Origin of the sequence: Bernardetia sp. MNP-M8, assembly GCF_037126285.1 — a bacterium.
Taxonomy (GTDB): Bacteria; Bacteroidota; Bacteroidia; order Cytophagales; family Bernardetiaceae; genus Bernardetia.
On the sequence record NZ_CP147012.1, the window covers coordinates 578,757 to 604,277 of the forward strand.

The window sequence follows — 25,521 nt, forward strand, 5'->3', positions numbered from 1 at the left end:
TTATTGAATTATTTTTAATAGTTGAAACTAAAAAATCATCTTTTTTTTGTAAAACATTCTATATCTTGAGATATTTTTTCATACTTAAATACAAACAAAATGAGTAAATTTATTGCTTTTGCTGATGAATTTGGTACTAATTCTTTTAAATTTGATATAGGTAGTCATTTTATAGCAGCTAGTGTAATTATCAGAAAAGATGAGTTGGAGGACGTTGAGAAACAAATAGAAGAAATACGTAAAAAATATTTTCAAACAGGAGAAATAAAATCTAGTAAAGTTTCTGATAATCATCGAAGAAGATTGATTATTCTTGAACAATTAACAAAGATAAATTTTACAGTTTATGGAGTTGTAGTTGATAAAAGAAAATTATATGGAGAAGGTTTTAAATATAAAAAGTCCTTTTATAAGTTTTTAAATGGTCTTTTATACAAAGAGTTATTTAGAACATTCCCTCAATTAGAATTAAAAGTAGATGAACATGGAGGAAATGATTTTATGAAAGGATTTAAAAGCTATGTAGAAGAAAACCATATTCGTGATTTATTCTCTGGCTCTGAATTTCATATAAAGAAAAGTCATAATGAGTTAGGCGTTCAATTAGCTGATTTCATTGCAGGTACATTAGGGTTTATTTTTGATGAAACAAAAAAATCTAATAAATCAGATGAATTTTTAGAGATTTTGAATAATAAATTGATAAGTTTAAATCGTTTCCCTAGAGAATTCAATATAAAAGATCTTGATGAGGATGTAACATTTTCTGAAGACAACAAAATTATAGCGAATCTTAGTTTAACAAGAATATTTGATTTTATAGATAGAGCAAAAGGTAATAAAGAAAATGAAAGAGATAAAATCAATTTCTTAAAACTACTTTTATTATTTCATCAGTCAAAACATCATAAAGAATATACTACTTCAGGAGAATTTATCAAACATCTAAACATAAACCGTGATAAAAAAATTAGTAAACAATATTTCAGTTCTAAAATTATTGCTAGTTTAAGAGATGACGGAATTATACTTGCAAGTAGTAGAAGTGGTTATAAAATTCCAACATCTTCGGATGAACTAAAAAAGTTTATAAATCATAGTAACGATATGATTTTACCGTTATTAAAGCGAGTAGAGGATTGTAGAAATGCAGTTCTACTTGCTACTAACAAAGATTATGATATATTAAATGAGCCAAAATTTCATAAATTGAAATCTATAATAGATAAAACTAAATAATTTTGTAAATCTAAAAATTCTTATCGTTTTTTGTATAAAAAAAAGCAAACAAACCCTAAGGAACTATGAAGTCCCTTAGGGTTTAAAACTATAAAAATAATGAACGCTCAAAATATACAATTAGAAAACATAAAATACGTTTATTTCATCGGCATTGGTGGAATTGGAATGAGTGCCATTGCTCGTTGGTTTGCTCACAATCAAAAAACGGTGGCAGGTTACGACAAAACAAAAACACCTCTTACTCAGAACCTTGAAAATGAAGGAATCAAAATTCATTTTGAAGATAATGTCGACCAAATTCCAAAAGAAGTAAGAGAATTTCCAGACGAAACGCTTATCGTAATTACACCTGCTGTTCCTAGTTCACATTCTGAACTGTTATTTTTTCAAAGAAATGGCTATACCATTCTCAAACGAGCTGCTGTTTTGGGACTTCTCACTCACTCTTTAAAAACAATTGCCGTTGCAGGAACACATGGAAAAACAACTACTTCGACAATGGTAGCACATCTTTTGAAAGAAGGTGGAATAAATTGTACAGCTTTTTTGGGTGGAATTTCGGCTAATTTTAATTCAAATTTGGTAGTCAATGATATAAATAATACTGATGAAGTTTGGGCAGTTGTGGAGGCTGATGAGTTTGACCGTTCATTTTTGCATTTGTATCCAACGATTGCCATAGTTACCTCAACTGATGCCGACCATTTGGATATTTATGGAGAAAAGACAGAACTTGAAAAGTCATTTGGCGATTTTGTAAGTCAAGTAAAAGAAAATGGTCTTTTGTTCGCTCAAAATAATATAGCTGATTCAGTTAAAGATTCGCTACATGAAAATGTAGAATTGATAAATTACAGTTCTAGTAATAAAACTCAAATTTATGCTGAGAATATTTGTTTAGATGAACTTCAAAAAGATTCATGTCGTTTTGATTTTGTAGATACTCAAAAAAATGAAAGAATAGAAAATCTACAACTCTTTATGCCTGGATTTCATAATGTGGAAAATATGTGTGCTGCCATTGCTGTAGCTCGTGAACTTAATATTTCTACTGAAAAAATTAGAAATACAGTAGCTAGTTTTAAAGGTGTCAAAAGACGTTTTGAGTATGTTTTTAGAAGCAAACAAATTACTTATATTGATGACTATGCACATCATCCAACCGAAATTTCGGCTTTACTTTCTTCTATCAAACATTTATATCCAAATAAAAAAGTAACTGCTATTTTTCAGCCTCATTTATTTTCACGCACTAGAGATTTTCAAGAAGGCTTTGCTGAGAGTTTGAGTTTGGAAAATCCTAATGACCAACTTATTTTACTTAATATTTATCCAGCAAGAGAATTGCCAATTGAAGGAATTACTTCAGATATTATTTTAGAGCAAACAAAAGCTAAAAATAAAATATTACTTTCTGATACCGAATTACTTACTTATATAGAAGATAAAATTAATAAAAATGAGGTAGAAATTTTGCTGACAATAGGTGCAGGAGATATAGACCGTTTTGTCAAACCACTATCTGATTTTTTACACAAAAAAATATTTTAAATTTTATCAAACCTTTTTTGGTAGTTGCCGTTAATTATACAAGCAATGACCATTAATATAAGTCATTTTTAAAATTGCTTCATTTTTTTAAACTATAATTTTTATATTCCTATGAAATTCCAAGAAAACCTTAAAGACGCTCAAAATAAAGTCAAAAATAGAGTTGATAATTTTGATTTTGATTCAGTAAAAAATGATGCTAGACATTTAGCTCATGATGTACAGGATTATGCAAAACATAAAGCAGAAGATGTAAAAGAAACATTGACTGATAGCGTAGAAAAGTTTATTCCTCTAGCTCTTGCAGCCTATGGTGGAATCAAAACTTTCTATGGTAACCAAAAAGACAAATATACAGAAAGTGATAACAGTTCAAGTGCAGCAACAAACGCTCTTCTATTTGTAGCAGGTGCAGCAATTGGTGCAACTGTTGGTATTTTATTAGCTCCAGCAAAAGGTTCTGAAACTCGTGAACGCATTTCAGGCGAAACAAAAAGAGTGGTTGCAAATGCAGAAGCAAAAGGCAAAAAACTTGCTAATGAAGCACAAGATATTATCAATAAAAATACAGAAGCTGTAAAAACGAAATTTCAAGAAGGAAAACAAAAAGCTACTACATTAGCTAACAATGCTAAAGAAAAAGCAAATTCTAGTGTAAACTAAAAAATTCTCTCTTTTTATTTTATTTATTAAGTGAAATAAAAATCAAAACCAAGATTTAGTAAAATAAATCTTGGTTTTTTTTGTGCCTAGTACAGGATTCTTTCATTCTTTAGTAAAAAAGATGGTAATTTAGTATATTTAATAGTGTTAGTAGTTTATTTTTTACAATTTTTAGACGTAATAACTAAAATTATGGATTGATTTTAGTGGATTATAACTTAGAAAACATCCTATTACACACAATTAATTATAATTTATGAAAGATAAAAATTTACTCTTTTTGTTTCCCCTTTTATGTATTATTTTATCTTCATTCAATTTTTATCATTTAGAGTCAAAATCAGTAGAGAATGAAGTGTTTTTAGGCTCAATTCCTAGAAAAGACCGAGATTGTATTGTAGAAAATTATCAAAAAATAGAACTTTGTCTGATCGAAACATTTAGTAAAGAATGGTATGATGATTTGTGTGAACAAGATAAAGCAAGTAATCATCGCTTCTATTTTCATATTATTACCAATTCTCAAGGAAAAATTCTAACTATAGAAAAAGACAAACTTTTTAAGGGAATGACAGAATACGAATTCGAACAGTTTGCTCTTAGCTTTAAAAGAAATTATGATGTTTGTATCTTTCCTCCTCGTGGAAGCACTTTGCAAGAGTTTAAAGCAAAACATGGAAACCGTTTGCCTTTTACTTTTCTCTATTTTCCTAGTAAAACCCGTGCTTTTTTGGAAAACTGGAGGTTAAATAATGGGTAATTCAAAAAATAAAATAAATATATAAACGCCCTTGTAAACAAAAATCTAAGATTGACTTAGTATTTATTTTATGAAAAATATTCTTCTCACATTATCTTTAAGTATTTTACTCTTCTTTTCGATTTTTATTTTTTTTGACACGACAGGCTTTTATGAAATAGTAGAAATAACGTCTCTTTTAGTTCGTCAGTATTTTGGACGATTTTATCTTTATCTAGGTCTTTTTTGTGTCTTATTTATTTTAGGAATTGCTTTGTCTCCTCTAGGAAAACGACAATTAGGCAATTTAACAGGAAAATCAAAAAGTGATAAAAAGCTAAAACCAGAATACAGTCTTTGGGCATGGATAACAATGTTATATAGTGCAGGAATGGGAGCAGGAATTTTACTTCGTGCTGTTCAAGAGCCTGTGTTTATGTCTCAAAATCCACCTCTCAAAACAGGTATTTCTGCTGATGTTTTGGCTTTAGAATATACATTTTACCAATGGGGTTTCACAGCTTGGGCTTTTTATGGACTTTTTGCCCTTCTAGTTGGATATTATTTTTTTGAAAAGAAAAAACCTATTTTAGTTAGTGCAACTTTAGGAGATTTGCCTAAAAATACGTCGTCAAAAGTAATTACTTTATTTGTCGATGTTTTAGCTATCCTGACTACCATTTTTGGTTTAGTGGGTGCGATAGCATTAGGAACAACACAAATAAATGGAGGACTAAATCATTTGTATGGAAATGGAATCACAAGTAGCTTTGGATTTGAAACTACCATTTTACTAACTGTTCTTATTTGTGGATTAGCTTTTTTGTCTGTTTGGAATGGAATCGATAAAGGAATAAAGATTATTTCAAAGGCTAATATAGCTGTTACAGCTTTTTTACTTCTTTTTATAGTAGTCCAAAGTGATTTTTTAGAGGTAATGATTCTTTTTGCCAAGGCATTTTTTCACTATATTATTGATTTTATTCCTCTTAGTGTAGCTATTGGAAAATATAATGCAGGTGAAGAGTTTTTGACAGATTGGACATATTATTATTGGGCATTTTGGTTGGCTTGGAGTCCTTTTACAGGAATTTTCATTGCTCGTATTTCTCAAGGCAGAACGATTAGACAAATGATTTTGGGAGTTTTGATTTTACCCTCTCTAGGTACTTTTATTTGGTTTGCTTTCTTTGCTAATTCAGCTTTTGTGTTTATTGATACATTAGAAACCTATCAAAACGAATTTGGAAATGTATTTACTTCTCTTTTTGTTTTTTTGAGTAATTATCCTCTTTCTAGTCTCACCAACTTTATTGTCGTTCTACTTCTAATTAGCTTCTTAGTCACCTCGGTAGATTCGGCTGTTTTTGTTTTGAGTATGTTTACTGATGATGGAAAATCTGAGCCTAAGCGTTCTCACCGTCTTATTTGGTCTATATTTATAGTAGTTTTTGCTATTGCTGTTTTACTTTTAGGACAAGCCAAACCAAATATTGATGTTTTGACAGCACTTCAAAAACTTCTTATTATTACCTCTCTTCCCTTTGCCTTACTGATGCCTATAATGAGTTTTATTTTTCTTAGAAATATTTATTTTGATAGAAAGAATAAAATAGAATAATTCTGACTAACTGGTGTTATTGAACATTTTTTAGCCTAGAATTACAAAAACAGAAAATTTATCAAACTATCTCATTTTTACCACCTTTCTTTATAATCTTCCCTGTATTAAGTGAAGCTAAAAAAATAAGTCAAAAATTTCGTATCTTAGTAGTTCTATTACTTTCTTATCCTTTTGTGTCATTTCCTTCAATTCTTTTCTGACACAAGGATAGACATACCATTATTTCTATAAAAATCAAGACTTTATTTCTATAGATTCACTTAAAACTACTTACTATTTTTTACTTTACTATTTTTTTTGAATTAACATGCAAGAATTAGAATACCCAATCTATGTTTTTAATAGACCTGTGCGAACTCCAATAAGCAAACACAATCTTTATTTAGAACTTGAAAAACTCAAAGAAACAATGGATAAATTATCTTTCAAAAAAAAGGAGAAAGATATTATCAACTGTATTTTGGGAACCTATTTCAATGAATTAGAAAATAAATCAAAAGAATTAGAATACCAACTCATCAAACAAACTGAAACTTCTGCTTTATTTTACGTTTGGTGTCATGGAAATGACTGCGAAGAAATTATAGAAGCTGTTGAACATTGTAATCCTATGTTTTTGAAAGGAGGAATTGATAAACTTTTAGAGCTTTTTAGTGATGCTTTTGATGCTGCTAAACACCCTTTTTACACACTTCCTATTGCAAATATTGTCAAACAAACATTATCTCCCATAGAAATACAAAAAGGACAGACCAACGGGCAAACAGGAATGACAAAGTTTATTCATAAAATTACTATGGGCGTATGATAGAAAAAGAGTTTCCTATTTTTGCTTTTGAAGAAATGAGAAGGTTTGGAGTTAGTAGGCACGAAATAAAGAGTGATATTGACCCATTGGAAGAGTTTTTAGACAATCAAGGAGTAGAATACAAAGCAAAATGTTCAATTTTTAGTATTTTTGTTGAAAATCTGCATCAACAATATCGGAGAAGTACATCTTCATTTTATCAAATTATTCGATATGAAAATTACATTTTACTTGAGTTTTTGATAGAACATTATGATTTTGAAGATTTAGATAAAGTTTGTTATGAAATAGAAAACTCTAATAAAGTATTTCTTGAAGAAGGAAGAGAAGGAATAAAGAAAATGATTAAATCAATCATAAAGGGAAAAAATAATTTATCTATTTTTTTAGAAGAATATTATACTGGATACAGCATAGACTTTATGGTATTAATACATAAAAGTAGAAATTCAATCCAAGTAGAAAAAACAGAGCAAGAACACACCTTGAAAATCACTTATAAAATTGATTTGTAGAAAAAGTAGGGACAATATACATAGCGTCCCTACTTTTTAATGGCTTAATTTGTAACTGCGTTCAGTTCCTTAGAATAATAGTAAAGTGTACTACAATTTTCTTTTCTTAATGTCTTTTTAGCAGTCTGCATCAATTCTTCTTTGGTAACTTTTGCCATTTGGTCAGCTATTGTATTTACCATTTCCACATCTCCTAAGATTGCATAATAGGCAATATTCATAGCACGATTTAGTACCTCAATTTCTGAAAAAATATGTGAGGCTTCTGCCTGATTTTTTACTTTTGTAAGTTCATCATCAGAAATTCCATTTTCTAAAAAGTCATCAATTACAGTTTGAATGGCTTCTTCGCCTTGTTCAGGTGAGTAAGCAGGGTTTAGTTTTCCAGAAATAACTAATAAACCTTCATCTACCGAACCCATAATATATGCTCCAATAGAATTGAACATTTCCTTTTCTTTGACAAGTTCTTGATATAAACGAGCTGATTTATCTCTTCCCAAAACATCACTTACCAAATCAGTAGCATAATAATCATTTGCTTTCCTATGTCCCATTCTATACGCCTTATAAATAGCGTTTAAAGGAACTTTTGCCTCTACTTTTTTGTGTCTAGCTTCAGTTTGTGGTGGTTCGTTTTCTAAGTTTCTCATAGGTCGGTTTCCTTTCGGAATATCTCCAAACCATTTTTTAACCATCTTTTCTACTTCGTCTTTTTCTACATTTCCTGCTACTACCAAAACGGCATTATCAGGTCTATAATGTTTGTAAAAAAAGGCTTTTACTTCCTCTAAAGTTGCATCTTCAATGTGCTTGATTTCTTTTCCAATGGTTGCCCAATTATAAGAGTGTTTTTGATAAACTAAAGGACGTAAATGAAGCCAAATATCGCCATAAGGCTGATTCAAATAACGCTGTTTAAACTCTTCAATAACTACTTTTCTCTGAACTTCCAACGAATTATCATTAATAGAAAGCGACAACATTCTATCAGCTTCTAACCAAAGAGCCGTTTCTACATTTGGCGCAGGAACGATCGTATAATAATTGGTTACATCAGGCGAAGTATAGGCATTATTCGAACCTCCAACTTGTTGTACAATCGTATCAAAATTTGGAATATTTGCAGAGCCACTAAACATCAAATGTTCAAATAAATGAGCAAAACCTGTACGTTCGGGTGATTCATCTCTTGAACCCACATCGTACATAATATTTACTGTAGCTATTGCAACTGTTTTATCTTGGTGAACAAAAACACGTAAGCCATTATCAAGTGTGAAGTGTGAAAAGTCTATCATATAGTTAGTAAGGAATAATTAGTTTTTAGTGATTAATTAGGATTCAATTAAAACAAATAATTAATTGGGTTCATGTTTTAGAAATTTCTTGTAGTCGCTTTCTAGTTCGTCTGTCATAAAATTTTTAAATTCGATAGTTTCATCAACTTCTTTCAATATTTCTATCAAAGAATTGATTTTTCCTTCATTAGTAAACATTTTATTGACTATAATAATAGGTGTACCTTTTACCAAACAAGCACCCGAACGAAAGTTGCCTTTTTCATACCGAACTTTATATCCTCCTAATTCGAAAATGTTTTCTAGTTTTTCTAGTGTTTCTCCTGTGTATCGCATAAAATTTTATTAAGTATAACAGACTTCCCAGTCTGTTTAGAAGTATGCATTTTGTTCTGAAACAGACTGGGAAGTCTGTTATACATATTCAAAATACAAAAAAATATCACTCAAAAACAAGTCAGAAATAAGTAATGAGCTTATCATTTATTAAATCTGATAACTTTACTTTGTAGAAATGGTTAGAATTGCATCAAAAATTAACCATAAACCTTTCCCTTCTCGCTCTGAAGAGTGAGCCATATTATGAAAAACACTTTTTTAACTTTATTTTTACTCTTTTCACTTCTTACAATTACATTAATGTTTTCTAATTGTGCCTCCAAAAAATATGAAAATGTAGCTTATTTAGATAAAGCTGTTTCTGAAAAAACAGCCAAAGAACCTTTACCGACATTAAATATTTTTTCGCCTAAAAAACTCAAAAAGAATTTCAAAAAATTTGATTCTAAAAATGAAAAATTACCTGTTTTGATTTTTGTTCATGGAGGAAATTGGAATAGTGGAGATAAAGAAACCTATAATTTTTTTGGTAGAAATTTCGCTAAAAAAGGAATTGTTACAGTTGTTGTAGGTTATACATTAAGTCCAAAGGCAAACTATGACGATATGGCAAAACAAGTTGCAACAGCTATAAAATGGACAAAAGAAAATATTGCAGAATATAATGGAAACTCAGATAAAATCTTTCTGACAGGACATTCAGCAGGAGGACATTTAATTGCTCTTTCTACTATGAATCCAAAATATGACATAAAAGATAATACTGTTTCAGGTCTGATTTTGAATGATGCAGCAGGATTAGATATGTATAATTTTTTGCAAGAAGAACCACCCACAAGCAATAGCAGTTATGATACAACTTGGACAAAAGACCCCAAAACTTGGAAAAAAGCATCGCCCATTTATTATATTGATGAGCAAACTCCCCCAATTATGCTTTATTTGGGTAAAAAAACCTATGAATCAATAAAGGTTTCGAATAGAGATTTTGTAGATTCTTTGCATCATTTTCAGCCAAATGTAGAGCCTATTTTACTCAACAAATCACACATTCCGATGATGGTTCAATATTTCTTTCCTTGGAGTAATCGTTATGATGAAATAATCAAATTTATAAAGGAGAATTAGAGTAAAAAATATTTCTATTCAAAATGAAAGAAGAATTATATAATCACTTTAATAAATTTATTAGCCTAGATAAAAAAGATATGTCTAAAATCCTTTCTTATTTTGAACATAAAACCTTAAAAAAGAAAGAAATTTTATTGGAAATTGGTAAAAAATGTACTTCAAATTATTTTATCGCTAAAGGTTGTATTCACATGTTTTTTGTGAATGAAAAAGGCACAGAACAAACTATTCAGTTTGCTATCGAAAACTGGTGGCTTACTGATTATTTAGCTTTTGAGCAGCAAAGCACAACTGATTTTTGCATTCAAGCCGTCGAAAATTCTGAAGTGTTGGCTATTGATTATCGAAATCAACAAGAATTATTTGCAGTTTTTCCAAAGCTAGAAACTTACTTTAGAATCGTTTATCAAAAATCTTATGGTGCTTCTTTAATGAGAGTAAAATACATGTTTGACTATTCTAAAGAAGAAATTTTCTTTGAATTTAGAAGGCAGTTTCCTGATTTTGTAAAACGAGTGCCACAGTATTTATTGGCTACTTATCTAGGCTTGACACCCGAATATTTGAGTCAGTTGAGAAATAAGAGAACGTAAAAAATAGTAATTATTTTTCTTAAACCAGTTTAAGTTTTTTGTAAGAGAAAGCAAGTAGCTTTGTTAAAAATTTTAATTACATCAAAACATTAAACAATGAAACTTCTAAAAATTCTATTTGCAACTTTTATTTTATTTAGTTGTACTTCTAAAAATGCACAAAAAAATAATTTTACCCAAGCAGAATTAGATTCTATAAGATTGGATTCTTTGGCAAGTTGTAGCCCCAATGCTAAGAATAAAAATTCACAAAATGAATCTTCTTCATTAGATGAAAGTTCTAAAAATTCATTAGCTCAACATCTAAAATCATTGAATCCTGATTTGCCTATCATTGGCGTATTGATGTACGATAATGTTTTGACTACTGAACTGACTGCACCAATGGACGTTTTTACAAAACAAAGTGAAGATGGAAAACAGCTTTTTAATGTCATTACAATTGCTGAAAAATATGAAATCATTACAAGTGAAGAAGGATTAAAAATGTTTCCCGATTATATTTTAGAAAATGCACCAAAATTGGATATTCTTATTGTACCAAGTGCTTATGATATGAGCTTACAAGTAAAGAATAGGAATTTGGTAGAATTTATCAAAACGCAAAATCAAAATACTGATTATACAGTCAGTAATTGTGCTGGTGCTAGTTTGATTGGAGAATCTGGAATTGCAGACGGTAAAAAAATTGTTACTTGGATTGGTGGAGGTAAGGATTTGCAGAAAAATTATCCCAATCTGAAAGTACAAGATGATGGAAAAGTGAGTTACATAGAAGACGGAAAATTTTTGTCCTCAAATGGAAATTTAGCTTCTTATATTTCTTCTTTAGAGCTTTTGGAAAAACTCAGCAGTAAAGAACACAGAAAATTTGTAGAATCGTATCTTTATTTGGATAGACTTCAAGATTGGAAAAAATAATTTCAAAACCCTAAGGGACTATGAAGACCCTTAGGGTTAAATAACTATTCTAAAATAATCTCTACCAATTTATCATAATTATTCTCAATAGAAAGTTTCTTTGCCTTAGATAAATCTACCTTTTCAGATTCATAACTTGGAATGGCTTTTTGTATAATTTCTGAAAATTTTTGTGGGTGTGCCGTTTCCAAAAACAAACCAATTTCATTTTCATTCAAACTGTTGTGTAAAGCTAATTTTCCAACTGCGCCATGTGGGTCTAAAAGGTAATTATTTTTCTCAAAACAATCTGCAATTTCTTTTATAGTAGAATTATCATCGATTGTAAAAGCCGAAATATCTTTTTTGGTGGCTTCTAAATTGCCTTTGTATAAATATTCTATTCGTTCAAAATTACTAGGATTTCCTACGTCCATTGCATTCGAATAGGTCAAAACAGACGATTTTTGTTCATATTTTCCTGTTTGGAGATAATTATAAAATGTGTCATTTGCATTGTGAGCAGCTATAAAACGCTCTATTGGCAAACCTATTTTTTTGGCTATAAGTCCTGCCGAAATATTTCCCAAATTTCCAGAAGGAACAGAAACAACTAGTTTTTTACCTTTTAAATTATCCTCTTTTTTTAATTGTTTGTACGCCAAAAAGTAATACAACATCTGAGGAAGTAAACGAGCTACATTGATAGAATTTGCACTACTTAGCGTTACTTTTTCTCTTAATTCTGTATCATTAAAGGCTTCTTTTACAAGTTTTTGGCAATCATCAAAAGTTCCTTCTACTTCAACGGCTTGAATATTTTTGCCTAAAGTTGTCATTTGAAATTCTTGATACGGACTTACTTTTCCTTTTGGAAATAAAATCTTTACATCAATTCCTTTTACATCAAAAAAACCATTGGCTACTGCGCTTCCTGTATCACCAGAAGTAGCAACCAAAATAATTACGTTTTCAGTAGTTGAATTTTCATTTTTATAAAAATGCGACAAACACCTAGACATAAAACGTGCGCCAACATCTTTAAAAGCCTGTGTGTTACCGTGATAAAGCTCTAAAGAAAAAATATTATTTTCTACCTTCACAACAGGAATAGGAAAATTGAGCGTTTCTGCAATGATTTGTTTTAGTTGCTCATCATTCAAAGAATCTTTGACAAACGGCTTCAAAACCTCAAATGCAATTTGATGGTCTTCTACATTTTCGATATTCTCAAAAAAAGAAGTGGGTAAAGAAGGAATATTCTCTGGAAAATAAAGACCACTATTTTTTGTAAGTCCATTGATGACAGCTTCTTTAAAAGAAACTTTTTCCTCATTGTTTGTTCCGTTTTTTCTTGTGCTAAGGTAATTCACTAGATTTGCTTTTTAGAGATGATATACTTTTTGACAAATTTACTATGAAAAATTGTTTTTTAATCATAAATCGAAAAAAATGGGTTACGCAAAAGAAATAAACTGCTACAAAAAACAAGAGTTTTTGGATTTTAATGCTCTTGATTTGATTGAATTATTGCAATCTACTTCTTGGGAAGTTAAATTAGGGATTATAGATAGAGGAAATGATTTTGATTGGATTAGCTTAGAAGACAATCAAGAAGGCAGAGAAGAGTTTGTAAATATCCTAAAATATAAAATTGAACATAACGAATATATAGGTTTTTCAATCTTCAATAAACAGATAGAAAAATGTGTAACTATTAATATAGATAACAATTCAATTTGTTTTGATTTAGATATTGGAAGAGAGGAAAATGAATCTGAATGGTTTGAATGGTATCATCAAAATCTAATTGCTCCAATAGAAAAGCAAAAAACAGTTTTCTCAAAAATAGAATGGGAAACTGGATATGAATGTAAAATCTTGAAAACTTTTGAGAGAAATTAAAAACAAACACAAAAATGATAGAACTAAAACCCTTCACAAAAAACGACTTTGAAACTTTCAAAAGTTGGATTAAAGACGAAGAGCAAATGATTCAGTTTGGAGGAGAAATGTTTATCTTTCCTATTACAGATGAGCAGTTAGAAAGTTATATCAATAAAAAAGATATACAACCTTTGAAAGTAGTTTTGCAAGAAACAGGCGAAACTATTGGACATTGCGAACTTAATTATCAAGAGGGAAACAAACGACTTTCACGTATTTTGATTGGAGATGAAAAATGGAGAGGTAAAAAAATAGGAGAACAAATTGTTCTCCAAATGGTAGCGTTATTCTTTGAAGATGAAACTACAAAAAAGGTAGATTTGAATGTTTTTGATTGGAAAAAAGGAGCAGTTAAATGCTATGAAAATGTAGGCTTCCGAATCAAACATGACAAAACTACCCTTATGAAAGTAGGAAATAAAACGTGGACAAGGCTGAATATGGAATTAGAAAGATAAAGGTGTTTTGTTGGTGTCGTTACACTAAAACACCAACAAAGGCTAGGTAATTTATTTTAATTTTACAGCCGTTCCATACGCAAAAATTTCAGAAGCTCCTTGCGAAATCATAGAGCTTTCAAAACGAATATTTACGATAGCATCAGCTCCCAACTGCTCAGCATCTTTGATGACACGTTCTAATGCTTGTTCTCTTGATTGAGCTTGCAATTTTGTATATTCTTCTATTTCTCCTCCAATGAAATTTTTTATAGAGGCTACAAAATCTCGCCCTGCATTTCTAGCCCTTACGGTACTACCTCTTACAAGTCCTAAAACTTCTGTAATTTCTTCACCATGAATTGTTTCTGTGTTTGTAACTAACATAATTTTATGAGGTTTTGATGATAAATAATTGGTTTGCTAATATATCAAATAAAAATTATTAAAATTCAATCTTATAGGCAATATTTGGAATAACTAAAGTTTGTTGGTCTTTATCTATTCTATTTGTTCTGAAATTATATTGATAACCATAAAATTCTTTTGCTCCAAGCGCATTCAGCACTTGTAAAGACCATATACTACGGTGTTTTGATTTGTTTTTCTGATAATTGAAAGACACATGAGTAAGGAATGGATTTGGTTTCTGTTCTTCAAAAGCACGATTTTCATCAAAAACAATTTCTTGATTCGAAATGGAAGTTGCATAATCCACAGGCATAATACGCTGTCCTCCTTGGTAGGCAATTCTCAAACTAAGCCCTAATACATTATTATTTTTATTACCAACACTCCACTCTTTTCCAACTAAAAAATTACTAACAAACTGTTGATTAAAACGAGTATCACGCCAAACTTTATCTCCTCCTTGATAGGTAGAGTTGAATAATGAGAGTGTAAATAAATAGAAAAAACCTTTATCCAAAAACTTTTCTGCTGTAATATCTAAACCATAATTTCGTCCCTTTCCTTCATTAACAAAAGCATCATTGATAAACCAACTTTGAGTTAAATTAATTAGAGAAGACGAAGTATTTGCAATTACAGGAACATTAAATAATTCTTGATAATAGGTTTCTACTTTCAAACGCAGCGTAGAAGAAAGCATTTTTTGATAACCCAAAGTAAAATGATGTGCCTTTGTAAAATCTAAATCTTTATTCAAATATTCAGAGGTATTTCTGTCTTTTACTAAGTAAATATAAAGTGGCTCAACTCGGCTATGAAGTCCATATCCAAAAGTCAGTGTTTGTTTTTTAGGTAGTCTATATTCAAAAGACAAACGAGGCTCAATACTAAACTTTTCTGTAATAGCTAAATATTGAAAATGACTTCCAATATTCATTGTAAAATTAGGACTTATGTCTATTAAAGATTGTGTATAGGCTTGAAAATGAAGAGCTTGGTCATTAGATTTTACCAATGTCTCCAAATTATTAGTTTCTTGTTTTTCCTTTAGTTCTATATCATACTGCAAAAGATTGGTAATAATTCCTGTGCGATTGATATGTTTTTTTCCTAACTGAACATTCAAATAACTAGAAAAAGTATGTTTGAGAAGGTTATTTTTTATTTTATTAGTAGGCTGTAAAATATCTGTTTCTATATTTAGACGACTTGTCTTGATAGAAATACCACTTCCAGAACTTGTAAAATTAGTATTCAAATAACCTATTTTTCCTAAATGAATACGATGGTTTAGTCCTACTGCGCCCATATATTGTTTATTGTCAGCTTCTTCAAAATCACTTTCATACTCACGTTCTGTCGAATCTTCTTGAACAAATTGTCCTGATTTATCTAAGGCACTAATTCCCCAAATTGAAAATGTACCTGCTTTTTTGGTGGGTAAATTAATCTTAAAAGTAAAATCTTGATAGTTTGTTCCTCCTGCATTTTCAGGTAATAAAGGAGAAATCAAACCTAACATAGAATATCTATAATTAAAAATATAAGAGGCTTCTTTTCCTTGTTTGAAAGCTCCTTCTGAAGCAAAATCTACTCCCAAAGCACTTACTTGAAAAGCATGAGTTCGTTTATCTGTTTTTCCATTTCGGATTTTTATATCAAACACTCCTGATAAAGCATTTCCATATTCAGCAGGAAAAGCACTCAAAAGAAAATCTGAATTTGCAATCAAATGACTGCTCAATGCTGTCAGTCCTCCACCACCAAACGTTTCTAAATCAGCAAAATGATTAGGGTTCGGAATTTCTACACCCTCTATACGCCAAAGCATTCCCTTTGGGCTATTTCCACGCACAACTACACCATTATTGTCTATTTCGCTAGTTGCTACACCTGCAAAAGCAGAAGCCAAACGAGCAGGGTCATCAAATCCACCTGCATAACGACGGGCTTCTTCCATGCTTAGGGTTCTTCCTCCTGATAAAATCATTGCATTTTGTGGTGTTCCATGTTCTTCTTGTGCTGTAATGACGACTCCTTCCAATTCAAAACCATCATCTTTCAAACGCATTTCAACAACAGTTTCATTGACTGAATTGACAATCACTTCCATCTGACGAGTTTGAAAACTCACATAACTTACCTGCAAAATATGACGACCAATAGGAACATTTTTGATTTTGAAATTTCCTGCACTATCTGTAGTCACTCCCATTAGAGGTTCTATATCTAATATAATTACATTAGCGAAAGGTACAGGTTGTCCAGTTCCCTCTTCCAAAATTTTTCCACTGATAGTTTGTGTAAGTGTTTGGCTATTTGCCTTATCAATTAAAAATAAAGAAAAAAGAGTGAGTAGTGTAAATTTTGATAAATTGAAAAATGAATGAATTGCAGTTTTGTAAAAAGCAGCAAAATTAGTTTTCTTATTATTTGATTTATTTTGTAGTGTTTTCATTGTTGCGTTTTAAATTTGAGTGAATTAAGAAACTTTCTTTACTCAAACGACGCATACAAACCGTACTTACCCTACCTTTGTATTTATTTAAATCTTGTTAATTATTTTTATTAGCTTACTCTGCCTTCACTTTTTCCTCTCTCAAATTCTGTAATTCTTGCCATTCATCACGCAGTCGTGCAGCTTCCATAAAATTGAGTTCTTTGGCTGCCGTTTCCATTTTTCGTTTGGTTTGGTCAATTACTTTCGATAGTTCTTTTATATTCATTCCCTTAATAACTGGGTCAATAACGATAGTCATTTTAGATTCTTCATAGAATTCTTTTGGTAATGATTTAGCATCTGCAACCGAAGTTTGTTGCATAATAGCTTCCTTAGATTTGAAAACAGTTGTTGGTGTAATTCCATTGGCTTCGTTGTATTCTTGTTGAATTTTACGACGACGGTTTGTCTCATCAATCGAAAGGCGCATTGAAGGGGTAATTTTGTCAGCATACATAACCACATGACCGTTTGAGTTACGAGCAGCACGTCCGATAGTCTGAATAAGCGAACGTTCGTTTCTCAAAAATCCTTCTTTATCTGCATCTAAAATAGCCACCAAAGAAACTTCTGGCAAATCCAATCCTTCACGTAACATATTTACTCCAATCAAAACATCAATTACACCCAAACGAAGTTCACGAATAATTTCTATTCTATCCAAAATCTTTACGTCAGAGTGAATATAACGTACTTTCATTTGTAGCTGCTCAAAATAACGACTGAGTTCTTCTGCCATTCTTTTGGTAATTGTGGTAACTAAAGCACGTTCTCCATTGGCTATCGTTTTATCAATTTCATTCAAAAGGTCGTCGATTTGTGTGCGTGTCGGACGCACCTCAATAAGTGGATCAAGAAGCCCAGTAGGTCGGATAATCTGTTCTACAATAACGCCTTCACTTTTTTGCAATTCATAATCAGCAGGAGTAGCTGTAACAAAAACAGCTTGGTCAATCATCGATTCAAATTCATTGAAAGTAAGTGGACGATTATCAAGCGCAGCAGGAAGTCTAAAACCATGATCAACAAGCGAAATTTTACGAGAACGGTCGCCTCCCCACATCGCACGAATTTGTGGAACAGTTACGTGGCTCTCATCAATTATCAATAAAAAATCTTTTGGGAAATAATCTAACAAACAAAATGAACGTTCGCCAGCCTTACGATTATCAAAATAGCGTGAATAATTCTCAATTCCAGAACAATAACCTAACTCTTTCATCATTTCCAAATCCGATTCGGTGCGTTCTTTTACACGAGCAGCTTCTTCAAAACGTCCGTCATTTTCATAAAAACGGATTCTGTCTTCTAAGTCAATTTCTATTTCTTCCATCGCTCTTGTAATAGTGTCTTTGCTCGTTACAAACAAACTAGCAGCAAACAAAAGCATATAATCTTCATCATTGATTTTCTTTCCCGAAACTGGATCTATGCGCTGAATTGCCTCTATTTCATCTCCCCAAAAGTAAATTCGGTATGCAATATCAGCATACGCAGGATAAATATCGACGGTATCTCCTTTTACTCTGAATGTTCCTCGTGCAAATTCTTCTTCGCTTCGGCTATACATAATGGCTACCAAATCCAATAAAAAGGCATTGAGAGAAATTTGGTCGCCTGTACTTATTTTCAAGCTGTTTTCTGCAAACTCATTCGGATTTCCCAAACCATAAATACAAGAAACAGAAGCAATTACGATTACATCTTTTCGTCCAGACAGAAGAGATGCTGTTGTACTCAATCTTAGTTTTTCAATATCTTGATTGATTGCTAAATCTTTTTCGATATAGGTATCTGATGCCGAAATATAGGCTTCTGGCTGATAATAATCATAATAAGAAATAAAATATTCGACTGCATTATCAGGAAAAAATTGTTTAAATTCTCCGTAAAGCTGAGCTGCCAAGGTTTTATTATGACTAATAATCAGTGTCGGACGACCAAGTTTTTCAATGACATTTGCCATCGTAAATGTTTTACCTGAGCCTGTTACACCCAAAAGCACTTGAAAGTCTTCACCTTCTTCGATGCCTTTTACTAAAGCAGCAATGGCTTTTGGTTGATCGCCTGTTGGTTTGTAGGGAGAATCTATACGGAAATTCATATTTGAGTCTTCAGTTATCAGTAAACAGTTATCAGTAAATTTCTTTTTTTGTTTCTTCGAAACTCTCTAAAATTTCTGATTAATCTAAACAAAGATAACTAACTAATACGAAAATGTTTTTTGAATTTTGGAGAAATTATTTTGAAAGGTAAGACAAATGCACAAAATTTTTCTGTGTCTATTTAATTAAAGCAAATCATACTAGTTATTCACTTTGTAAATTGATATTACTCTGACAAATAAAATTTCGTGCATTTGACCTAGTAGAAATTCACAAAGCTATATTAAATCTGTAATGTCTTTTACTCCAAGTTGTGCCGTTTTGATAAAACCTTCGCCATAATTTACTTGAATAGCTTGTCCAAACTCTTTTGCTCGTGCTTCCAAAAACTGCACAAAACGAGGCGAAGAAATAAATGTTTCTTCTTCATCAGATTGATAATTTGGATTATGAAATTGTGACTCAAAAGCTAAAATAGATTTCATTTTTTGTTCCCAAAACGGAGTTACATCCACTACAAAATCAGGTACAAGCATATTGCTTTGAATATAATGATAGACGTGTTTTGGTCGCCAATGTTCTTGTTTTTCACCTTCCCACTGAGTTTCTATTTTGATAAGTCCACTCAAAAAACATGACGTTTTGGAAAGTTCTGCACCTTTTCCGTGGTCGGGATGTCTGTCAGAGGGTGCATTTATCAAAACTATTTCAGGTCTAAATCTTCGGATAGCTTGAATTACTTTTAATCTATGTTCATTATCATCATAAAAAAAACCATCTTTAAAAGCTAAATTTTCTCTTACTGAAAGTCCTAAAATTTCACCTGAGTTTTTGGCTTCCTTATCACGAATTTCTGCGCTTCCTCTTGAGCCTAATTCTCCTCGTGTAAAATCTACAATTCCTATTTTTTTTCCTTTGGCTGCTGCTGCTAAAAGTGTTCCCGAACAGCTAAGTTCTACATCATCTGGATGTGCAGCAAGTGCTAAAATATCTAATTTTATAGCTGACTTTGAGTTTTGTTTGTCGTTTTGACTGGTCATAAAATAACTTGAATTTATTTTTTCTGTTTTGTTTATTTTTATTTCTAATGATTTGCAAAGATATGAATTTGAAAACTATTTGTAGGTACAATTATCTAGTAAAATCAGCTAAGGTTTATTGCTACTTTATTAATTTGAAAGATTTTAACATAAATATTTGCTATCTTCTGCAACTTATTGCCCAACTTTCGCATCTAATAAGTAACAGAAGCATCATTTTTGAGTTAATAAAATATAGAAACTAGTCAAAAACTAGATATTTGACTCTTATTTGATAGCTTCATCAAAGTAAATCAAGCCAACAATTAGTAAATTACTAAATCAAAAATACATTCAAACTATACCTATATTATTATGAAAAATACAAGCAAAAATAAAACAAAATCGCACCATATCATTGGTTCGATTATCGGTTCGCCTCCTTCTATATCATCTATAATAGGAGTTTTGGTAGCTTTCTTTATCTTCTCTGCAAACTCTTTTGCACAAGATTCAAATTATGATTATGATGATGTTTACGGTTCTAAAAAAGACCGTGTTGCCTTATCTAATAAAAAAGCAAAAGAAGAAGCCTTAGCACAACAGCGTGCTGATGAAGCTCGTGCAAGAGCAGAAGCAGAATATGCACAACAAGCCGAAATAAGAGCAAAATTAGATGCTCAAGAAGCACAAGCAAATCAATTTACACCAACTTATACACCATATCAGCAACAAAACTGTAACGAATGTGGACAGTTTAATCAATTTAGATCTCCTTGTGGGTTCAATAACCCTTGTGGAAATACGGGCTTTAATAATCCTTGTAACAACCCTTGTGGAAGTCCGTGTGGCTCACCTTGTGGTGGTGGTTATGGTTATAACAATTGGAACAATGGTTGGGGAAACAACTGGAATAGTGGCTGGAATTCAGGCTGGTCAATAGGTTGGTCTTCTCGCAGAGGTTGGAACTCAGGTTGGTCGTATGGATATGGTTACAACAACTGGAACAGATGGAATGACCCTTACTGGAATAGAGGTTGGGGAAATGGCTATTATGGATACGGAAATTCTTGGAATAGAGGATGGGGAAATAACTATTATTATGGAAACAATTGGAATAGTTATGATAGAATTTATAGAGGAGACACTCGCAGTCAAAGTGTAACAGCAGCACGTCAGCGTAGAGGTGGTAATATTGTTATTCCTACAAGAACAGACAATACAAATAACAACAACACTCGCACACAAGGAAATACAAACAATAACCGTTTTTCAAATACTAGAAATAGTAATAACGGAAATTATAATAATTCTAATCAACGAGGAAATAATAGTAATACCAGAACAAATACTCGCACTAATACAAACTCAAATCGTAGAAACAACACAGGAACAAGTACAAGTGGAAGCTCAAATACTCGTTCCAATAATAGAAGTGGAAGTTCTACTCGTAGCTCTGGAGGAAGCTCAAGAAGCAAGTCTGGAGGAAGTCGTAGTGGTGGTGGAAGTAGCCGTTCACGCAGAGGTGGAGGAGGAGAATAATTTTTTCTCTTTAATCTAATTAAAATACAAAAAAAAGGCTTTTTACAGAAAATGTAGAAAGCTTTTTTTGTTTTATAAAATCAATCATTCTGTTTCTTTCTTCCTAACCACCACTTCGCCTACACAACGAAAGCCTAACCAAGCCTGTGGAGAATCATAAACTTGAACTCTATCAGCAGCACATTCTTCTAAGGTATGAGCAAAACTACCTCCTTTGGCAATGCCTTTTTCGGAAGTCATTTCGGCTACATGTTCTTTAGATTTTTTATTCAAAATATATTTTGTAGCTACATATTCCCATTCTTCTTCTGTTGGTAATCTATAATAAACTATTACTTCGTAATCCTTATCTATGTTTCTTTCTCTCAAAAAATCATTCACCATATTTGCTCTCCAAATGCAATAATGTTGAGCTTGCTCATAAGTAATTCCGACTACAGGAAAATCTTTATAAACTGGATGTCTCAAATAATGGTAATCCAATTCATAAGAATTATGTAGTTTGTTCCAAACTGTACTATCTGGCAAACTTACAACATATCCTTTCCCTAAAGAATCCTCTAATAGAAAGTGTAAGTATTCTATCCAATGAATATTTGCTATTTCTGTTTTGTCTATTAATTTATGATTACCTATTTTTTTCTTTTTACCATCTGGAAGTTTTATTTTTGAATAAATCTTATCAATGTTTTTTTTATCTTTTTCTGTTAGATTTTCTTGAGGTTCTTTGAGCTTTTCAAAGCGTCTTTGATGATATTCTATGGCTGATATTCTATTTAAAGAATCTTTTATCTCCTGTTCTTTGATTTGTATAGCTTTTTTAATATCAACTTCATTAAGGATAAATAAAGAAGAAATCACTTTGTCTTCTTTGAAAATATATAGATTATCTTTATCCCAAATAATTCTTTCTGTTGTAAAATAGAGCTTATCGCTTGTTGAGGAAACTGTTCCAATAACTCTTCTTCCTCTAGCTTGAGTAATATCTATATTGGAACATTCAAGAGAATCTACATCTAAAAAAATAAAATTCAATGACTTTGGAGGGTATTTTATAATGATTGTATCTCTCTGAATAGCCTCCTTACTTTGAAAATCACTTAACTTATTTGTTGTATCTGACTTCATAAAAACAGTCAAAATACTATCTTCCAAAGAATGCGAAACTACTTGAGAATAAGAAACAAAAGGCAAAAATAAAAAGACTACAAAAAGAATATTTTTCATGGATGTAAAGTAGAACTAGAAAGATAAAATTACAGAAAAACTAACTATTGATTTTCTAACGTCGTCTAACTTTTTTTAGTTTACAATGAACAAGTAAGTAGATAATAAATTGCACTTATTAAAGAATGAAATTAGGGAGTCAATTTTAATATCGAATCTGAGTATTCGAAAGAGCATAAGTAGTGCAAATTGGAGTTTGAAAAGCAATAATACAAGTTATTTTTGACAAACCTATTGTTTTCTGAAAAAAAATCCGTATTTTTGTAAAACATTTTGAATTACTATAAAGAAATTGTAAAACAAATTTTAAAAGAAATACACAAAAGTAGATTTATTATTTAAATTTAATGAATTGCTTTTTTAGTGTTAAGTGAATATGTAATTCAAGAGGAAAAATAAAGAAAATTTTTAAAGAATATTTTACCAAACTTTTTATACTATGTCGGAGAGCCTACGCATACTTTATGTAACGAGCGAGATTACACCATTTTTGAATAAGTTAGGAGTTGGAGATTATGTACGTCCGTTGCCAGAAGCAATGCAGAATAAAGACATCGAAATCCGTATTATCGTACCACGTTGGGGAGTTATTAATGAGCGTAAAAATCGTCTTCATGAAGTAGTCAGACTTTCTGGAATTAATATTACAGTTGGAGAAGAAGATAAGCCACTTACTATCAAAGTTGCTTCTATTCCACAAGCCAAAATGCAGGTGTATTTTATAGATAATGAAGATTATTTTCACCGTAAAAAATTATATAAAGACAAAGCAGAAAATCTTTTTGAAGATAATGATGAGCGTGCTATCTTCTTCTGTAAAGGTGTTGCCGAAACAGTAAAAAAACTAGGTTGGGCACCTGATATTGTACATTGTAATGATTGGTTTACAGGTCTTTTACCTTTATATCTTCGCACAACTTATCAAAACGAACCACTTTTTAAAGAGTCTAAAATTGTCTCTACAGTGTATGATAACCTTTTTGAGCAAAACTTTGATGTCGCAACACTGGCTGATAAGGTAGCCTTAGACGATATTAATGAAGAAATGTTAGCTTCTCTTATCGCAAATCCAACACCACAAGGATTTATGGAAATGGGTGCAAAATATTCTGATTGTGTAGTAAATGCACAAGATTCAGGCAAAACCAATGATGTTATTGCAGCTTCTTTATCTGAAAATGTAAGTACGATTGTAGGAGACAAAGATGCAATTTGTGATGGATATTATGATATTTACAAAACACTTTTAGGAGATAGAATGGCAGAACTAGTTGAAGAGGAAAAAACAGTTTAATTGGATATACTTTTTATAAAAAACAGACAGAATAAAATTATTCTGTCTGTTTTTTGTTTGTAAAAAAGTTTCTATTTTCTCAAATCTGACAAATATTCCAATATATCCATATAATTTGTACTTTTGCAAAAGCATTTCAAAAAAGGGTATTTCTAAAGCCTTCTTTGCAACAAAGTAAGACAGTTAATTCGTACTGCTTTCATCAAGCTTCAAAAACCACTAAAACAGTTGTCATAAATTTAATTTAATGAAAAAGAATAATTTTTTATCTCGCCTTTTGATAATATCCTCAAAAAAACTTCCTTTGATTCGTTCTTCTTTCTTTGGTATCATTTCTCTATTTTTCTTTATCACTTTGACCAGTTGTGAGAAAGAACCTGAGCCTATTGATATTGGAGAAGAACAATTTATAAATACTTTTTATACAGATACACTAACAATAAACGTAAAAGTTTTTCAAAGTGATAGTGTAAATACAACTAGCAGAACTGGAAACTCTCGCCTTTTGATGGGTTCATTGTCTGATGAATATGTAGGTAGATATTCAGCACAAGGTTTTGGAAACATTGGACTTACCACACTTACAGAAGACCTAAAAAATGATGCAGGAGAAGTAGCAATTTATGATTCATTAGTTGGTTTTTTCCAAACAAATTATGTATACGGAGATACAACAGGACAAAGTACAATACAATTATATGAAGTTTCAGAGCTTTTTGAAAGTAAAAATTATTATCAGTTTGATACACTTCAAACTTCAAATGCAGTTGTAGGCAGTGCTGTTTATCCCAATGCTTTGGATAGTAATAAAGTATTGCGAGTTTCTCTTTCAGAGACACTTGGAAGAAGATTGTTTAATTATGGAGTAGAAAATAAATTTGCAAATGACTCTTTATTCCAACTTTTTTCCAAAGGGCTTGCCTTTAGAAATACTTCTCCTAATACGTCCATCATAGGAATAAATCCACTAGCACCTGCTACCAACCTTACTTTATATTTTCATTACCCAAGTGATACCGTTTCATCTTCTTACAAATTTGATATGCCTGTGAGCTTTTCAAATATAGAAAGTGATTTATCTAATTCGGCTTTAGCACCTTTAACTACACAAAATTTTGTTTCTTCTGAAAACACAAACAACCTTGCTGCCATACAAGCAGGAACAGGAATTGGTGTAAAATTAGAATTCCCTTATTTAAGTGACTTTGTAAATAGGCAAAGTATGGTTATTCAGCGTGTTGAATTAGATATTCCTACGTTAGAAACTGCCATGAGTTCTACTATTACAGCACCAAACCAGCTTTTGTTTTTATTTGGAGATGGAGATGGTTTTTATTACACTTCAACTGGTGCAATTGAGTTTTTGCCAGCTGAATCAGGAGGTAATACAGGACTTACTATGGGCTATTCTATACAAGGAAAATCATATAGTTATGCGACGATTACAAGTTATATCAATCAACTAGCAAAAGGGTTAATTGTGGATAGTGATGGTTTGATTATACAACCTTCTGAAAATAATATCAGTCTAAATAGACTTATTTTTTCTACTCAAAAGAATACTAATAACCTTCCTGCTATCAGATTACGTATGTATTATAGCATTGCAGAATAAAAGGTAAAAAGAGAGGAA

At 31.2% G+C, this 25,521-nt stretch carries 23 protein-coding genes; 15 read left to right on the top strand and 8 right to left on the bottom strand.

Annotation, left to right across the window (positions count from 1 at the left end; genetic code table 11):
- Positions 1–99: 99 nt before the first annotated feature.
- The 7 genes from V9L04_RS02510 (at position 100) to V9L04_RS02540 (ending at position 7,142) form a co-directional block, all read left to right on the top strand.
- The gene (locus V9L04_RS02510; protein ID WP_338792491.1) at positions 100–1,239 is read left to right on the top strand and encodes a DUF3800 domain-containing protein; all 1,140 of its coding nucleotides are present in this window, start codon (positions 100–102) and stop codon (positions 1,237–1,239) included.
- 99 nt (positions 1,240–1,338) lie between these two features.
- Positions 1,339–2,793: a UDP-N-acetylmuramate--L-alanine ligase gene (gene murC, locus V9L04_RS02515; RefSeq protein ID WP_338792492.1), complete on the top strand. Its 1,455-nt coding sequence runs from the start codon at positions 1,339–1,341 to the stop codon at positions 2,791–2,793.
- Between the two features lie 111 nt (positions 2,794–2,904).
- The gene (locus tag V9L04_RS02520) at positions 2,905–3,456 is read left to right on the top strand and encodes a YtxH domain-containing protein (RefSeq protein WP_338792493.1); all 552 of its coding nucleotides are present in this window, start codon (positions 2,905–2,907) and stop codon (positions 3,454–3,456) included.
- Between the two features lie 256 nt (positions 3,457–3,712).
- A complete protein-coding gene (locus V9L04_RS02525) occupies positions 3,713–4,216 on the top strand; it encodes a hypothetical protein (RefSeq protein WP_338792494.1) in 504 nt (167 codons plus the stop codon).
- A gap of 70 nt (positions 4,217–4,286) precedes the next feature.
- Positions 4,287–5,816, top strand: a complete 1,530-nt coding sequence (locus V9L04_RS02530; RefSeq protein ID WP_338792495.1) for a BCCT family transporter — start codon at positions 4,287–4,289, stop codon at positions 5,814–5,816.
- 310 nt (positions 5,817–6,126) lie between these two features.
- Entirely contained in the window at positions 6,127–6,627 is a 501-nt protein-coding gene (locus tag V9L04_RS02535; protein ID WP_338792496.1) for a hypothetical protein, read from the top strand.
- On the top strand, positions 6,624–7,142 hold the full coding sequence (locus V9L04_RS02540) for a hypothetical protein (RefSeq protein WP_338792497.1): 519 nt from the start codon (positions 6,624–6,626) through the stop codon (positions 7,140–7,142). Before V9L04_RS02535 ends, V9L04_RS02540 begins: the two co-directional genes overlap by 4 nt.
- A gap of 44 nt (positions 7,143–7,186) precedes the next feature.
- On the opposite strand, the gene V9L04_RS02545 is transcribed toward V9L04_RS02540, so the two are convergent.
- Entirely contained in the window at positions 7,187–8,443 is a 1,257-nt protein-coding gene (locus tag V9L04_RS02545; RefSeq protein ID WP_338792498.1) for a pitrilysin family protein, read from the bottom strand.
- A gap of 60 nt (positions 8,444–8,503) precedes the next feature.
- Positions 8,504–8,779, bottom strand: coding sequence for a hypothetical protein (locus V9L04_RS02550; RefSeq protein WP_338792499.1), 276 nt, complete (start codon positions 8,777–8,779; stop codon positions 8,504–8,506).
- Between the two features lie 246 nt (positions 8,780–9,025).
- On the opposite strand from V9L04_RS02550, the gene V9L04_RS02555 reads away from it, so the two are divergent.
- The 3 genes from V9L04_RS02555 (at position 9,026) to V9L04_RS02565 (ending at position 11,427) form a co-directional block, all read left to right on the top strand.
- Entirely contained in the window at positions 9,026–9,910 is an 885-nt protein-coding gene (locus V9L04_RS02555) for an alpha/beta hydrolase (RefSeq protein ID WP_338792500.1), read from the top strand.
- A gap of 23 nt (positions 9,911–9,933) precedes the next feature.
- Positions 9,934–10,506 (top strand): Crp/Fnr family transcriptional regulator, encoded by a 573-nt coding sequence (locus V9L04_RS02560; RefSeq protein ID WP_338792501.1) that lies wholly within the window; start codon positions 9,934–9,936, stop codon positions 10,504–10,506.
- A 96-nt stretch (positions 10,507–10,602) separates the two neighbouring features.
- Positions 10,603–11,427, top strand: coding sequence for a DJ-1/PfpI family protein (locus tag V9L04_RS02565; protein ID WP_338792502.1), 825 nt, complete (start codon positions 10,603–10,605; stop codon positions 11,425–11,427).
- 44 nt (positions 11,428–11,471) lie between these two features.
- On the opposite strand, the gene thrC is transcribed toward V9L04_RS02565, so the two are convergent.
- Positions 11,472–12,779, bottom strand: coding sequence for a threonine synthase (thrC, locus tag V9L04_RS02570; RefSeq protein ID WP_338792503.1), 1,308 nt, complete (start codon positions 12,777–12,779; stop codon positions 11,472–11,474).
- A 79-nt stretch (positions 12,780–12,858) separates the two neighbouring features.
- Between thrC and V9L04_RS02575 the strand changes: the two genes are divergently transcribed.
- Positions 12,859–13,311 carry a hypothetical protein gene (locus V9L04_RS02575; protein ID WP_338792504.1) on the top strand — a complete coding sequence of 151 codons (453 nt, stop codon included), beginning with the start codon at positions 12,859–12,861 and terminating at the stop codon, positions 13,309–13,311.
- Positions 13,312–13,325: 14 nt separating this feature from the next.
- Complete coding sequence (locus V9L04_RS02580) at positions 13,326–13,811, top strand: GNAT family protein (RefSeq protein ID WP_338792505.1); 486 nt, start codon at positions 13,326–13,328, stop codon at positions 13,809–13,811.
- 51 nt (positions 13,812–13,862) lie between these two features.
- Here the strand turns inward: V9L04_RS02580 and V9L04_RS02585 are convergent, their stop codons facing one another.
- The 4 genes from V9L04_RS02585 to bshB1 form a co-directional block, all read right to left on the bottom strand.
- The gene (locus tag V9L04_RS02585) at positions 13,863–14,177 is read right to left on the bottom strand and encodes a YbjQ family protein (protein ID WP_338792506.1); all 315 of its coding nucleotides are present in this window, start codon (positions 14,175–14,177) and stop codon (positions 13,863–13,865) included.
- 58 nt (positions 14,178–14,235) lie between these two features.
- Positions 14,236–16,659: a TonB-dependent receptor gene (locus V9L04_RS02590; RefSeq protein ID WP_338792507.1), complete on the bottom strand. Its 2,424-nt coding sequence runs from the start codon at positions 16,657–16,659 to the stop codon at positions 14,236–14,238.
- A 115-nt stretch (positions 16,660–16,774) separates the two neighbouring features.
- Positions 16,775–18,805, bottom strand: a complete 2,031-nt coding sequence (gene uvrB, locus V9L04_RS02595) for an excinuclease ABC subunit UvrB (RefSeq protein WP_338792508.1) — start codon at positions 18,803–18,805, stop codon at positions 16,775–16,777.
- Between the two features lie 279 nt (positions 18,806–19,084).
- Positions 19,085–19,846, bottom strand: a complete 762-nt coding sequence (gene bshB1, locus V9L04_RS02600) for a bacillithiol biosynthesis deacetylase BshB1 (RefSeq protein ID WP_338792509.1) — start codon at positions 19,844–19,846, stop codon at positions 19,085–19,087.
- A gap of 354 nt (positions 19,847–20,200) precedes the next feature.
- On the opposite strand from bshB1, the gene V9L04_RS02605 reads away from it, so the two are divergent.
- Positions 20,201–21,367, top strand: a complete 1,167-nt coding sequence (locus V9L04_RS02605; RefSeq protein ID WP_338792510.1) for a hypothetical protein — start codon at positions 20,201–20,203, stop codon at positions 21,365–21,367.
- Between the two features lie 84 nt (positions 21,368–21,451).
- On the opposite strand, the gene V9L04_RS02610 is transcribed toward V9L04_RS02605, so the two are convergent.
- The gene (locus V9L04_RS02610; protein WP_338792511.1) at positions 21,452–22,594 is read right to left on the bottom strand and encodes an SUMF1/EgtB/PvdO family nonheme iron enzyme; all 1,143 of its coding nucleotides are present in this window, start codon (positions 22,592–22,594) and stop codon (positions 21,452–21,454) included.
- 439 nt (positions 22,595–23,033) lie between these two features.
- On the opposite strand from V9L04_RS02610, the gene V9L04_RS02615 reads away from it, so the two are divergent.
- Together V9L04_RS02615 and V9L04_RS02620 are read left to right on the top strand one after the other, a co-directional pair.
- Complete coding sequence (locus V9L04_RS02615) at positions 23,034–23,888, top strand: glycogen/starch synthase (RefSeq protein WP_338792512.1); 855 nt, start codon at positions 23,034–23,036, stop codon at positions 23,886–23,888.
- A 247-nt stretch (positions 23,889–24,135) separates the two neighbouring features.
- A complete protein-coding gene (locus V9L04_RS02620; protein WP_338792513.1) occupies positions 24,136–25,503 on the top strand; it encodes a hypothetical protein in 1,368 nt (455 codons plus the stop codon).
- Positions 25,504–25,521 lie beyond the last annotated feature (18 nt).

Excerpts from the sequence above, each read along its gene's own strand:
- V9L04_RS02510 (WP_338792491.1), top strand. The coding sequence starts at position 100 with ATGAGTAAATTTATTGCTTTTGCTGATGAATTTGGTACTAATTCTTTT.
- murC (WP_338792492.1), top strand. The coding sequence starts at position 1,339 with ATGAACGCTCAAAATATACAATTAGAAAACATAAAATACGTTTATTTC.
- V9L04_RS02520 (WP_338792493.1), top strand. The coding sequence starts at position 2,905 with ATGAAATTCCAAGAAAACCTTAAAGACGCTCAAAATAAAGTCAAAAAT.
- V9L04_RS02525 (WP_338792494.1), top strand. The coding sequence starts at position 3,713 with ATGAAAGATAAAAATTTACTCTTTTTGTTTCCCCTTTTATGTATTATT.
- V9L04_RS02530 (WP_338792495.1), top strand. The coding sequence starts at position 4,287 with ATGAAAAATATTCTTCTCACATTATCTTTAAGTATTTTACTCTTCTTT.
- V9L04_RS02535 (WP_338792496.1), top strand. The coding sequence starts at position 6,127 with ATGCAAGAATTAGAATACCCAATCTATGTTTTTAATAGACCTGTGCGA.
- V9L04_RS02540 (WP_338792497.1), top strand. The coding sequence starts at position 6,624 with ATGATAGAAAAAGAGTTTCCTATTTTTGCTTTTGAAGAAATGAGAAGG.
- V9L04_RS02545 (WP_338792498.1), bottom strand. The coding sequence starts at position 8,443 with ATGATAGACTTTTCACACTTCACACTTGATAATGGCTTACGTGTTTTT.
- V9L04_RS02550 (WP_338792499.1), bottom strand. The coding sequence starts at position 8,779 with ATGCGATACACAGGAGAAACACTAGAAAAACTAGAAAACATTTTCGAA.
- V9L04_RS02555 (WP_338792500.1), top strand. The coding sequence starts at position 9,026 with ATGAAAAACACTTTTTTAACTTTATTTTTACTCTTTTCACTTCTTACA.
- V9L04_RS02560 (WP_338792501.1), top strand. The coding sequence starts at position 9,934 with ATGAAAGAAGAATTATATAATCACTTTAATAAATTTATTAGCCTAGAT.
- V9L04_RS02565 (WP_338792502.1), top strand. The coding sequence starts at position 10,603 with ATGAAACTTCTAAAAATTCTATTTGCAACTTTTATTTTATTTAGTTGT.
- V9L04_RS02575 (WP_338792504.1), top strand. The coding sequence starts at position 12,859 with ATGGGTTACGCAAAAGAAATAAACTGCTACAAAAAACAAGAGTTTTTG.
- V9L04_RS02580 (WP_338792505.1), top strand. The coding sequence starts at position 13,326 with ATGATAGAACTAAAACCCTTCACAAAAAACGACTTTGAAACTTTCAAA.
- V9L04_RS02585 (WP_338792506.1), bottom strand. The coding sequence starts at position 14,177 with ATGTTAGTTACAAACACAGAAACAATTCATGGTGAAGAAATTACAGAA.
- V9L04_RS02590 (WP_338792507.1), bottom strand. The coding sequence starts at position 16,659 with ATGAAAACACTACAAAATAAATCAAATAATAAGAAAACTAATTTTGCT.
- uvrB (WP_338792508.1), bottom strand. The coding sequence starts at position 18,805 with ATGAATTTCCGTATAGATTCTCCCTACAAACCAACAGGCGATCAACCA.
- bshB1 (WP_338792509.1), bottom strand. The coding sequence starts at position 19,846 with ATGACCAGTCAAAACGACAAACAAAACTCAAAGTCAGCTATAAAATTA.
- V9L04_RS02605 (WP_338792510.1), top strand. The coding sequence starts at position 20,201 with ATGAAAAATACAAGCAAAAATAAAACAAAATCGCACCATATCATTGGT.
- V9L04_RS02610 (WP_338792511.1), bottom strand. The coding sequence starts at position 22,594 with ATGAAAAATATTCTTTTTGTAGTCTTTTTATTTTTGCCTTTTGTTTCT.
- V9L04_RS02615 (WP_338792512.1), top strand. The coding sequence starts at position 23,034 with ATGTCGGAGAGCCTACGCATACTTTATGTAACGAGCGAGATTACACCA.
- V9L04_RS02620 (WP_338792513.1), top strand. The coding sequence starts at position 24,136 with ATGAAAAAGAATAATTTTTTATCTCGCCTTTTGATAATATCCTCAAAA.